General features: G+C 45.6%; 10 protein-coding genes. 1 reads left to right on the forward strand and 9 read right to left on the reverse strand.

The window, feature by feature from the left end; all coding sequences use genetic code 11:
• Nucleotides 1–27 precede the first annotated feature (27 nt).
• From CHL1_RS16185 to CHL1_RS16225, 9 genes are all read right to left on the reverse strand, one after another.
• Nucleotides 28–1,149 (reverse strand): HD-GYP domain-containing protein, encoded by a 1,122-nt coding sequence (locus tag CHL1_RS16185; RefSeq protein ID WP_250934030.1) that lies wholly within the window; start codon nucleotides 1,147–1,149, stop codon nucleotides 28–30.
• Between the two features lie 141 nt (nucleotides 1,150–1,290).
• Nucleotides 1,291–1,959 (reverse strand): potassium channel family protein, encoded by a 669-nt coding sequence (locus tag CHL1_RS16190; protein WP_070370923.1) that lies wholly within the window; start codon nucleotides 1,957–1,959, stop codon nucleotides 1,291–1,293.
• A gap of 16 nt (nucleotides 1,960–1,975) precedes the next feature.
• Entirely contained in the window at nucleotides 1,976–2,626 is a 651-nt protein-coding gene (locus tag CHL1_RS16195; RefSeq protein ID WP_070370922.1) for a potassium channel family protein, read from the reverse strand.
• The gene (locus tag CHL1_RS16200) at nucleotides 2,627–5,236 is read right to left on the reverse strand and encodes a cation-translocating P-type ATPase (RefSeq protein WP_250934031.1); all 2,610 of its coding nucleotides are present in this window, start codon (nucleotides 5,234–5,236) and stop codon (nucleotides 2,627–2,629) included.
• Entirely contained in the window at nucleotides 5,172–5,480 is a 309-nt protein-coding gene (locus CHL1_RS16205; protein WP_250934032.1) for a hypothetical protein, read from the reverse strand. The genes CHL1_RS16200 and CHL1_RS16205 overlap by 65 nt, the downstream gene beginning before the upstream one ends.
• A gap of 361 nt (nucleotides 5,481–5,841) precedes the next feature.
• Nucleotides 5,842–7,995 carry a HelD family protein gene (locus tag CHL1_RS16210; RefSeq protein ID WP_250934033.1) on the reverse strand — a complete coding sequence of 718 codons (2,154 nt, stop codon included), beginning with the start codon at nucleotides 7,993–7,995 and terminating at the stop codon, nucleotides 5,842–5,844.
• Between the two features lie 281 nt (nucleotides 7,996–8,276).
• Entirely contained in the window at nucleotides 8,277–9,254 is a 978-nt protein-coding gene (locus CHL1_RS16215; RefSeq protein WP_070370916.1) for a uroporphyrinogen decarboxylase family protein, read from the reverse strand.
• A gap of 54 nt (nucleotides 9,255–9,308) precedes the next feature.
• Nucleotides 9,309–9,938: a corrinoid protein gene (locus CHL1_RS16220; RefSeq protein WP_148638161.1), complete on the reverse strand. Its 630-nt coding sequence runs from the start codon at nucleotides 9,936–9,938 to the stop codon at nucleotides 9,309–9,311.
• Nucleotides 9,939–10,107: 169 nt separating this feature from the next.
• Nucleotides 10,108–10,905, reverse strand: a complete 798-nt coding sequence (locus CHL1_RS16225) for a methyltetrahydrofolate cobalamin methyltransferase (protein WP_070370914.1) — start codon at nucleotides 10,903–10,905, stop codon at nucleotides 10,108–10,110.
• Between the two features lie 319 nt (nucleotides 10,906–11,224).
• Between CHL1_RS16225 and CHL1_RS16230 the strand changes: the two genes are divergently transcribed.
• Entirely contained in the window at nucleotides 11,225–11,884 is a 660-nt protein-coding gene (locus CHL1_RS16230; protein WP_070370913.1) for a TetR/AcrR family transcriptional regulator, read from the forward strand.
• The last annotated feature ends 103 nt before the right edge of the window (nucleotides 11,885–11,987 follow it).

Genomic DNA, 11,987 nt, shown 5'->3' on the forward strand with positions numbered 1-11,987 from the left:
CCCCCTTCTGGTTCCGCCGTACTTCTATTATTCTCTCGGCTGTCCCTGGCTCATAACCTGTATAAAAGACTCAACTTCGGCTTCAAAAGCTTCTACCACATCCGGATCAAACTGCAAGCCTTTTTGTTCCAGAATATAGTCAACCACCGCATCCACACGCCAGGCTTTTTTATATGGCCGTACCGTGGTGAGGGCATCAAAAACATCAGCCAAAGCCATAATCCGGGCAGACAGCGGGATTTCATCACCATACAATTCTTCCGGATAACCTTTTCCATCCCAGCGTTCATGATGATAATTCATGATTTTTTCAGCCTCTTCCAGAAAGGATAAAGCGGTTACTTCGCCCAGTTTGTTTTTTGCCTGGTTACCTGACAGAGTTTTATTGATTGCCAGCCGAATGGCATTGCCACCGATTTTACAGTGATTTTTCATCACCTCATATTCCTCATTGTTAAGTTTACCCGGTTTTAATAAAATGGCGTCGGGAATCCCGATCTTGCCAATATCGTGGAGGGGCGCTGCCTTAACAATCCGTTCGATGACTTCTGCACTTAAGTGATTTTCAAACCGTTCATACTTCTGCAATCGCTCAGCGATAATCCTAACGTAATTCTGGGTTCGCATAACATGATTGGCTGTATCATTGTCCCGGGTTTCAACCAATTCCGCAAAGACATTCAAGGTCGTATCCTGGATCAGCTGATTTTCCACCATCCGTCGCTTAACCTCGGCCTCCAGCCATTCATTCTGGTTTTTAAGCCGATCTCTGGCATGTTTGAGTTCCAGATGCGCATTGACTCTGGCTAACACAATCCCCGGACGAAAGGGCTTGGTGATGTAATCAACCGCACCCAAATAAAACCCCTTTTCTTCGTCAATCAGACTATCCAGGGCAGTAATATAAATGACCGGAATTCCCTGATTATCTGGGTCTTTGCGTAATTCCGAAAGGGTCTCGTAGCCGTCCATTCCTGGCATAATGATATCCATCAGAATTAAATCTGGCTGAATTCCCTTTTTAACCGAATCAAGCAACTCCGCTCCAGATTTATAAGCCCGAATCAAAAAAGAGGGACTCAGTAGTTTTTTTAAGATCATTAAATTGATGGGTTCATCATCGACAATTGCGATTTCATCCTTTTTCATACTTCCCTCTCAAAATTTATCATTAACCAATCGGTTTTTGTATGTTTGTACCCCCAATGATCAAAATAAATCAAAAAAACCTGATACAACACCCGAATAAATCACCCAACTTCAATGTGCTACCAAAAGGACGTCACCGTTTTAGTGGTCTGGTCCTAAAATTTTGGCCAGATCCTGAAGATCCGCCGCATGAATGATTGCCAACACCTCATCAGCAGGTAATAGCCGGGTATCCCCATGAGGAATCAGCAACTGACCGTTTCTGATAATGGCCACCAACACCGATTCGGTGGGCAAACCAAGCTCCCTAACCATCTTTCCCACTGCCCGGGATGACGGATGAACCTTTTCTTCAACCAACGAAAACTGTCCCTGGTTGAGTTTAAGTAAGGTCATCATATCCCCCACTGACATTTCTTCAGCCACCAGCGTCGCCATCAGCTCAGCCTGGTTCAACGCCACATCCACGCCCATTTCCGGAGTGAACAGCCAGGCATTTTTGGGATTTTTGATCCGGGCCAGAATCCTTGGCACCTGATATTCCAGTCGGGCAATAGTGGCCGCCACCAGATTGATCTCATCGGCGCCGGTTACCACTGCCAGCACATCCGCCGAACGGATTCCAGCGGCTTCCAGCACCTCGGGGTCGGTGCCACTTCCTGATATCAGCACTTCTTTGGGCAGATCACATGCCAGCCGTTCCAATTGATGGGTTCTGATTTCGATCAGCTTAACCTGATGACCGCCGCCTTGCAACAGTGAAGTCAGATAAGCCCCCACCTTTCCACCACCTACGATTATTACGTTCATGATCGGCTCCTCTTTTCTATCCTAATCCCAACAGCGATTTTAGCCGTTCGCCGGATGCCGTGGCCACTGCCAGATGGACCAGATCCCGGTCTTCAAACACCGTACTAATCACCGGAATAATCGAGCGATTGCCGCGACTGATTGAAACCACGCTGACTTCGCCAGGAATTGTCAGCTCACCAACCCGACGTCCGACCAACAAGGCCGGGATCTCGATTTCCATTATATCCACATCTCCATTGCCGATGCTCATCGCCACATTAACCGGGGCGAAGCTCAGCAGATCCGCCACCCGATTGACGCCCCAGGACATAGGATCGAAGACCTGCAGTCCCAAACGCCGATAAATTTCGGCTTTCCGGGGTTCATGAAGCGCTGAAACCACTCGCGGAACCCCAAAAATCTGACTGGCGATTCGGGCGGTGAGCGCATTGGCCTCGTCGTTGGAAGTGACAGCAGCCAGCGAGTCCGTCCGCTTTATCCCGGCGGTAAGCAGCACCTCCCGATCAAACCCCACGCCAGCGATAGTTTTTCCTTTGAATCCGGTGCTCAGATGTTTAAACGTCAGCGGCTCCTGATCGATCACAATGATCTCATTGTCACCTTGACTTAACTTCATGGCTAAACCGGAACCGATTCGGCCGCAGCCGACGATAATGATTTTCATTTAGCTCTCCCCTTTCATAACTTCTGTTTTTTTCTGTAACCGGCGCCGATCCCAATATCTCAGGAATGCTTTGCGCAGTTCATCAATCAGAATCACTATCGGTACCCACATAAACAAATATGCCCACTCAATCAGACCGATTGGAGCGGTATTAAAGATCGCATGCAAAAATGGGGTATAGACCAGAATCGAAAAGACCGTCAGTTCACAAACAATCCCAATTAAAATCATATGGTTACTGAACAGCCCCACCTTAAAGACCGAAGCCCGTTCGGTTCGGCAATTAAAGACAATTCCGATTTGCGTTACCACAATGGCTCCCAAGGTCATGGTGGTGGCCATCCGGTAAATCTCCCCTGAATCTGCCATTGGTACCCCCGGCCAACCATTTTGCCAATACAGAAAGAAAAAGGCTGACATCGCAATGGCTCCTTCCATAATCCCATAGAATAAAAATGCCCGAATCAGTAGGGGGCGATTGAGCAAATGTTCTTTTCGGGAGCGTGGTGGCCGCTGCATGACGCCTTCCTCGGGGAGTTCAACCCCCAGAGCAATCGCCGGAATCATATCAGTGCCCAGATCCACCGCCAGAATCTGCATAACCGTCAATGGCAGCGGGATCTGACCTTTAGCGAATAAAAATACAATAAACGGTACCGCCTCCGGTACATTACTGTTTAAAATATAGGTCGCAAATTTGCGGATATTATTATAGACCCCCCGACCTTCTTCCACCGCATTGACAATCGAGGCGAAATTATCGTCGGTGAGAATCATATCGGCGGCTTCCTTTGCCACATCGGTTCCGGAAATCCCCATGGCAATACCAATGTCGGCTTTTTTAAGGGCTGGCGAATCATTGACCCCATCCCCAGTGACTGCCACCACATTGCCCATTTCCTGAAGGGCGGAAACAACCCGCAGTTTTTGTTCTGGGGCCACCCGGGCAAAAATAATTTCCTCGGACAAGGCCTTTTTAAGATCGGCGTCATTGATTTCATCCAACTCAACACCGGTGACAATCCGGGGCTGTGCGCCATGAATAATGCCAATCCGCCGGGCAATGCTTTCGGCCGTCAAGCCATAATCCCCGGTAATCATAATAATTTTTATCCCGGCCTGATGACATTTTTTTACTGCTGCTGCCACTTCCACCCGAGGTGGATCAGCCATCACAGTCAGGCCTAAAAAAGTCATATTATTTTCAATCAGCTCCGGAGTATAATCACTAAGGCGCTCCGGCAAACCCATGTCCTTGGTTAACCTTCGCATTGCCACCGCCAAGACCCGGAGTCCTTTGCGGGCATAGTCGTCATTGGCTGCCATGATTTTTTTGCGGATCTCCCCATCCATTGCCACCGCTTCGCCATCGTTAAGATAGTGGCTACACAAATCCAGCACTTCTTTGGGTGCCCCCTTGATATAGGCCAGCTTTTCCAGACCTGAACGATCTCCAGCAACCTTGTGGATCGTCGTCATCCGCTTGCGCTGGGATTCAAAGGGCAGCTCCCGGAGCCGAGGGCTAAATTTCAGTTCCTGATCCAGATCAATTTTCCCCTTCCGGGCGGCCACCACCAGTGCCGCCTCGGTGGGATCCCCCAGAATATTCCAATGATTGATTTCCGGGGATGGCGGTAATAAGCGGGAATTATTACAAAAACTGGCCGCTACCAATAAGGTGCGCATGTCGCTGTTTTCGGCCAGCGAAATCGGAACATCGCCTGAGAGCATTTCACCTTCCGGGGCATAGCCAACCCCGGTTACCTTCATCTGTTGATTGACCATCCAGCAGTCGCTGACCGTCATTTCATTCTGGGTCAGGGTTCCGGTTTTATCGGTGCAGATCACTGTGGTGCAGCCCAGCGTTTCAACAGCCGATAGGCGCTTGATCAGGGCATTGCGTTTGGCCATCCGTTTGACGCCCATGGCCAGGGATAAGGTCACGGTTGGCAGCAGTCCCTCGGGGATAAAGGCGACAATCATCCCCATGGCAAAAATAAAGCTTTCGGTCACATTGACATGGGCCAACAACACTGCCAGCACAAAAAAGATGACCCCCATACTGATCGCCATGGCTGAAACCAGTCGGGTAATCCGTCCCATTTCAATCTGCAGCGGACTGGGTACCTCAACCATGTTCTGGGTCAAATCGGCAATTTTTCCGAACTCGGTAGTCATACCAGTAGCAAAAACCACTGCCTTACAAGCCCCTGAAGCGGCATTGGTTCCGGCAAAAATCAGATTGGGCTGCTCCGCACGCCCCAAGTCGGTACGATGGCCAACATCCCTGGTTTTGTGGGCAGGATGTGATTCCCCGGTCAGAATCGATTGATCGGCTCTAAAGTCATTGTCCTCCACCAGACGACTGTCGGCTGAAATCCGGTCACCCTCAGCCAGAATAATCAGATCCCCGGGAACCAGCTCCTCCGCCAGAATTTTGACTTCTTTGCCGTCCCGGATTACCCGGGCATAGGTCGGCAACAGTTGACCCAGGGCTTCCACCGCTTTTTCTGCCTGAAACTCCTGCCAGAAGCTGAACAGTCCATTAATCAGATTGACCAGCCAAATCGCAATGGCCAATTGGGGCAACTGGGCAACCAGAGCAACCACGCCGCCAATCCATAAAAGAATGGCCATCAGGTGCGTAAAATTGGCCAGAAATTTCCAGATCAGCGGCTTGCCCTTCTTTTTTGAATGCTGTTCTCACCATAATGGGCCAGTCGTGCGGTACCGCTTCGTCAGAGCTCAAGCCTTGTCCACTTGTTTTTAGTGCAACGTACACATCCGCAACGGATAAGCTCTCAATGGGTTTTTCTGGAACCGCTCCCATCGATTCGTAATCAGTCTGCTGCATCGTCAATCACCCTCTTTTTAATTATATTCGACAATTTCTCTCGGGAAAAATCGGTCTTTATTTTTGTATACCCATGCCTCCGGCTATCCAATCAATTTTTCGTATTTTCATTATGATGCTACCATTTTTATATTTGTTGATTCCTGCTATGATATCAGTATTGCATGACCGTCAGTTAACTAAACATTAGTCAATCAAGAAAACAATGTGGCGATATGGTACTTACTCGTTATAACACAGAAAAAACCGGTAGTGCGTAATGGCATTACCGGTTCGTTTTTTCAGACTATTTATTTTTTTTAAATCAATCCTTGAATTCGAGTGCTTCATTTGGGGAGAGCTCATTATCGAATCACGCCTATTATCCTTTAAGCAGTGGGCTCGGTTGACCTTCCCACAGCAGATACAACCGATGCAGGGCCCGGGTACAGCTGATATAAAGCAGCCGCTGGTCTGCCTCACTCTGATAATTGGCCTGGTTGACATCACAAATAAACACCGCATCAAACTCCAACCCTTTGGACAGATACACCGGCATGATCGAGACCTCCTCAATCTCCGCCACCGTTTCATGGCGAATCAGATTGACTTGCATTTTTTTTGATAAGGCATCAAAAAGCACAGTGGTGTTTTTCTGGGTTTTTAAAATCAGCCCGATTGATTGGTAGCCTTCTTGTTTGCACTGATCGATCGCTTCCGTAAGCCGGTCAACCAGCTCCACAAAATTGGGCACCCCCAGCAACACCGGTTCTGCGCCACTACGGTTAAAACTCTCCACCGGAATCTCATCATCAATAAATTTCTTACTAAAACGCAAAATTTCGCTGGTACAGCGATAACTTTTGTTCATTGTCACCAGGGCATTTTTCTTGCGGTTTAAACGCTTTGTGATCTGCTGATAAAAGCTGAGATCTTCACTTTTTTGCAGAGTCTGGTTGATATCTCCCAAAATAGTGAGCTTGGATTTTAAAAACAAGCGGTTAATAATTTCATAATGAAGGGGATAATAATCCTGGCCTTCATCGATGATCACCTGTTTGATGGTGCTGTATTCTTTGGCCCCAAATAACCGTAAGCTTAAGTAACCCAAGGCTAAGGCATCATCATAGTTCAGGTTTTTATGAGCCAGATTGCGTTTGGTTCCCGCCAGAATTTTATTGATGCCGTCCGGCAGCTTAATCCCGGTAGCCAGTTTAAAAAAGTTGCGCTCGCTTTCATAAAGCTGTTGATACAGATAAAATGTGTCAATTTCGGTAAAGCGCATCATTTCACTGCGCAGCGAACTTTTAAGGGGACGGCGCCATTTTTGATAGACTTTTTCATTAATGGCTTCTTCCAGATAACCCAGTTTGATTTTTAAGGGCGTATCCGGATTGATTTGCAGGCGGCTGATTATTTCAGTTCGGGTAAAAATCGTTTCACCTTTATAGCTTATATCCCGGATGTTCATAAAACGCTCGGGGATTTCGGCGATAAAGCGATCAAGAATTGTGATAAAATCGGCTGAGCCTTTAAAGGTCATCGCATCCCTTTTTAACCCACTCTGCGAACCATTTGATAAGACCCGTTCCAGAAAGATATTTTTGGTTTCAAATTTTCTGTCGATCAGATCTTTGAGAATTTGGTCAAAGATAACCGTTCGAACATTTTCTTCACCCAGTTCGGGAATCACATTCGCGATGTACTGCTCAAAGAGTTTATGCGGCGAAATGATCAAAATTTCCCGACCCTCCAGCCGGTCTGACAATCCCTGATACATCAGATAGGCCGCCCGATGCAGGGCAATCGACGTTTTACCACTGCCCGCCACGCCTTGAACAATCAACAGGTCATTTTCCATATCCCGAATAACCAGATCCTGATCCCGCTGGATCGATTCCACAATGGTTTTCATTTTGGGCGAGGTATTGTGCGATAACAGTTTTCGGAGAAAATCATCAAAAACCTGCAGATCCGCATCAAAAAAGTACTCCAGTTGGCCATCCTTTATTTCAAATTGTCGTTTTAACAGCAGTTTGCCCTCAATCCGGCCAACCGGTGCATCATAATGGGCATTTCCCGGGGCAAAACGGTAAAAAACGCTGGCAACCGGTGACCGCCAATCATGGATAAGCAGTTTATAAACATTTTCTTTTTTAAGCGAATGGTGGCCAATATAGATTTGCTCGGTATGATCCCCCTCACTGAAGCAAAAGTCAATGCGGGCAAAATAGGGTGATTCCATAATATTCTGGAGTTTTTTAATCTTGACTTCAGTAAATTCATAAATGGCCGTTCGTTCGGTCACCGGATTCATCGCCTGACTTAGCTCAACCAGTGCTTCAAAGCCATCAGAGCCCCAGAGATTACCAATACTATGGGAGGTGTTTTCACGTATTTCTTTTTTTGCCGCCTGAATCATTTCCCGGTTTTTATCATTCGCATTGATCGCATCATCCAACTGAAGTCTGGCCTCTGCCATGGTTTCCTCCAGTTTTTCTTCTTCAATAGACCAATCTTTTTGTTTTTCGTTCATCTCAATACCCCTTTTTCATGAATCGGCAATGCTCATGCAGCAGCTTCGATTGGTAGTTTACCATAATTGGGCTATTTAGAACAGTCTTGTAGTTTTTGGGGTTCCATGCTATCATATAAGTGAAGAAAAGTTGTCTACTGAGAAAGTGCCGTAGACTTTTCTCGATCACAGTCCCAAGCGATGGTGGCAAGCCTGTTGGTTTTGCCAAGCCAACATTGAGTGAAAAAATTAACCCCTGGATCGCCAATCTAAATACGATCCAGGGGTTTTTATACGCTTATTTAAAACTCTTCCTTGCTCATTTCATCGATGCATTCATCGATGTAAGCAATCACGCCTTCAAAGTTTTCGATTGGCAGTCCAGAGGTCTGGCAGGGAATGAAGTATTTATGGCCGTTGGCTTTACAGGTTTCTTCCACCTGTTTTTTAACCACTTCTTTTTCCCAGCCAGGATAATCAACGGTACCGCTATGAAGACCGCCCATAAAGGTGATCTTTTCGCCGTATTTTTCAATCAGTTCAGGAATATTATTGGTGTTCATGACCCCCTGCCAGATATCAATACCCACTTCGATCATATAAGGCACTAAATTAGCTGCGTAAGAGTCACTGTGGTGGATAATCAGTTCCACCCCATTGTCTTTATAGAACTGATAGATTTTTTTGTACGATGGTACAAAGAATTCTTCAAACATTTCTGGTGAGATGAATGATGAAATCTGGCTACCCCAGTCATCATGATGGAGGATTGCTTCTGGCTTTAATTTTTCCATCATGACGGCAGCAAATTCCAGTTCATATTCAGTCAGATAGTCAATCAGTTCCTGCATCGCTTCAGGCTCTTCGTAAAGCGCCATCAGGGCATTTTCCATACCCATTAAATGATGGGTCATTTCAAAAATTCCTGGTGCAAAGAATGCTGTGGCAAATTTTTCTTTACGGTCAACGGCATTGGCATGGGCAATGGCTGGCGCCCAGGCTTCGTCGGAGGTGGCAATTGCTGGTTTTTTAACCACACTTTTCCATTCGGTAATATCCTGAATGACTGCCAGGCCATCATGGTGAACTGGGAACATTCCCAATTGTCCTTCTGGCCATTGCCAGGTAATCCCCCAATGATCCTTCCATGTCTGACCATAGTTAAATTCCAGACCCAGTGGTACTTCCATGATCAGATCAATGAATTCGTATTGCTTGACAAAACGATCCGGGTTACCACCCTTCATTGTTTCTAGTAAATTTTCTCTGATTGTTAACATTATTTCTCCTTTATATGCTATATTCAGCAAATCCTAAATAAATGTGTGTTTTAATTAAGCGCCAATTAGTTCTTTGGCTTTAGCTGCGGAGCTGCCAGCATCTGGAGCATAACCATCAGCACCGATTTCATCCGCGTATTCCTGAGTAACTGGCGCACCACCAACGATAACCTTCATGTCCGGATAAGCTGCTTTAATGGTTTGGACTGCCTCTTTTAAAGCAGGCATGGTCGTTGTTAACAAACCGGAACAAGCAACCAGAACCACGTTGTTATTTTCTTTTACGGCTTCAACAAACTTATCTGCTGGCACATCAACGCCCAGATCAACCATATCAAATCCGGCACTTTCCAACATCATCACAACCAGGTTTTTGCCGATATCGTGAAGGTCTCCAGCAACGGTTCCCATAATGCAGGTCCCCAGTGAGCTGGATCCATCTCCGGCCATAACCGGTTTTAATACTTCTACGCCTTTTGACATCGCTTTAGCAGCAATTAACATTTCCGGAACAAAAATTTCGCCGGATGAGAATTTATCGCCAACTACACCCATGGAAGCGATCATCGCATCCAGAATATCCTGTGCTTTATCACCAGCATCCAGGGCTTCCTGAACGGCTGCAGCAACTTTTTTTGATTTACCAGTTTCGACCAATACTTTTACATCTTCAATTTTTGACATCTTCAATTTCTCCTTTGATTTTTGATTTAATTTATTTACTTTTATTTAAACCACCCGGAACCTGTGTGAGTGCCGGATTTTTTGTTAACTTATCTAAATAACCGCTTATTGCTTTGCTATCGGTTTACGAAATTGTTTGGCGTAAACCGGAGCAAGTCAACGGCTGTTTTTATTTTACGAAAATACCTTCCCGGAAGGCACCAATATATTCCATGCAATATTCATCTTCGCCCATCATCGCTTCAGTGGCAAAGAGCATTCCCATCATGTCCTTGTTCAGGGGATCGAGAATAAAGCTGTCCATGCCAGCACTCATAGCCAGAACAGCAAAGGCCTGATTGGCAATCCGACGGGCTGGTAAATTGAAGGAAATATTGCTGACAGCGCCGGTGACATGAATGGTTGGATATTGCTTTTTAATTTCCCGGATGACTTCAGTAACCATGGTAATACCATCTTCCGAAGTACACAGCATTTCAATCAAGGGATCAATATGCATGCGAGAAGGGTCAATGTTATATTCCTTACATTTTGCCATTAAGTCGGTGAACACTTCCAGCCGATCCTTGGCGGTTTTCGGGATACCCTTGTCACTGTTTAAAAGCGCAACGCATTCCCACTTGGTATCGGCCAACACCTTAAAGGCCACATCGACTTTGTCACCTTCTAATGATACTGAGTTGAACAGTCCTGGCTTATTGCAGTATTTCATCGATTCAATGCAAGTATAGACATTGGGGCTGTCCACCGCAATCGGTGTATCCACAGCATCCTGCACGATGTCGATTAACCATTTCATCGTTTCCAGTTCGATGTCATCATCCACCGAAGCACAGACATCGATAAAATCAGCTCCGGCTTCCGCCTGCTTGATGGCCAGATTCCGGATGAACTCAGCATCTTTTTCCGCAATTGCCTTCCCGGTTGAGGGAATGGCGCCGTTAATTTTTTCGCCAATAATAATCATTTTTTACTCCTTCTTTAACGTGCTGGTTTTTCGTAATCCGAAACCGATTTCACACGTTCTTAAAATTTCCCGGGTGATCAACGTTTACAACCCTATTATGATGCTTACCCTCTGCACGCTCACTGTCTGCTTTATTTTGCACCATTTCTTTTTTGATCCGTTTGAATTTAACCGGTAAAGTAATTGCAGTATAGTCTTATTTTTACGAATTGTCAATCATTATTTTACCGGTAAAGTTTTTTTCTTCACTTCTTAGTTTTGCCTTGATCTCCCCATGATTAAAGGCTACAATAAACGCATCAAGAAAAGAGAGACGCCGATGAAAAATCAAAAAGAAAACATCCTCCAGACTGCCACCAAACTTTTCTATGAGCAAGGCTATACGGCAACCTATCTGGATCAAATTGCAGATATCTGCAAAATTACCAAACCCTTAATTACTTATTATTTTAAATCAAAATCGAATTTAGCCCGGGAAGTGACTGAGAAATTTCTGATTGAGCATAAAAACAATGTGGCATTAAAACTTTATTTGGAATATTTTCGAGAAAGAGAAACCGATTTACAGGTGAGTACCGCAGTGGAAATTCGCTTATATGATCGGCTCCACCTATGTGACCCTAATGTCATGCGCTTTGTTAAGGAGCACGCCGATGAAAAGCATGACGATACCTTTTCCCGAAGTGCTGTTCATCTTTATAAAATCCACGACCGCCACTATGGCTTGAAACTAAAACGCTGTCCCGATGAAATATCAATGATTGCCCGATCGGCCATGGCTTCCTCCTTAGCGGTTAAATTAGCTTATGCCAACGGTGAGTTTAACTGCTCCCTGGAAGAATGCCTGGATTACCTGACCAGCCTTCATTTTGTGCTAATGCACATTGAGGAAAACCGCATTGATGAAATCATTGCTGAAAGCAAACACATTTTACAATTAATCCCTTTTGAGATTAAACCTTATTTTCGGGTTGTCTAATTGGTTATTTATATCTCCCGCAAATAAAAAAAACTTAGCCATGGCTGCTAGTAGCAGAACGGCTAAGTTTTTTGTGCAATTTAATAACATTTATCCGGTAACT

Origin of the sequence: Acetobacterium wieringae (assembly GCF_023700225.1) — a bacterium.
GTDB lineage: Bacteria > Bacillota > Clostridia > Eubacteriales > Eubacteriaceae > Acetobacterium > Acetobacterium wieringae.

Coding starts and splice junctions, on each gene's coding strand:
- CHL1_RS16185 (WP_250934030.1), bottom strand. CDS start 1,149: ATGAAAAAGGATGAAATCGCAATTGTCGATGATGAACCCATCAATTTA.
- CHL1_RS16190 (WP_070370923.1), bottom strand. CDS start 1,959: ATGAACGTAATAATCGTAGGTGGTGGAAAGGTGGGGGCTTATCTGACT.
- CHL1_RS16195 (WP_070370922.1), bottom strand. CDS start 2,626: ATGAAAATCATTATCGTCGGCTGCGGCCGAATCGGTTCCGGTTTAGCC.
- CHL1_RS16205 (WP_250934032.1), bottom strand. CDS start 5,480: ATGCAGCAGACTGATTACGAATCGATGGGAGCGGTTCCAGAAAAACCC.
- CHL1_RS16210 (WP_250934033.1), bottom strand. CDS start 7,995: ATGAACGAAAAACAAAAAGATTGGTCTATTGAAGAAGAAAAACTGGAG.
- CHL1_RS16215 (WP_070370916.1), bottom strand. CDS start 9,254: ATGTTAACAATCAGAGAAAATTTACTAGAAACAATGAAGGGTGGTAAC.
- CHL1_RS16220 (WP_148638161.1), bottom strand. CDS start 9,938: ATGTCAAAAATTGAAGATGTAAAAGTATTGGTCGAAACTGGTAAATCA.
- CHL1_RS16225 (WP_070370914.1), bottom strand. CDS start 10,905: ATGATTATTATTGGCGAAAAAATTAACGGCGCCATTCCCTCAACCGGG.
- CHL1_RS16230 (WP_070370913.1), top strand. CDS start 11,225: ATGAAAAATCAAAAAGAAAACATCCTCCAGACTGCCACCAAACTTTTC.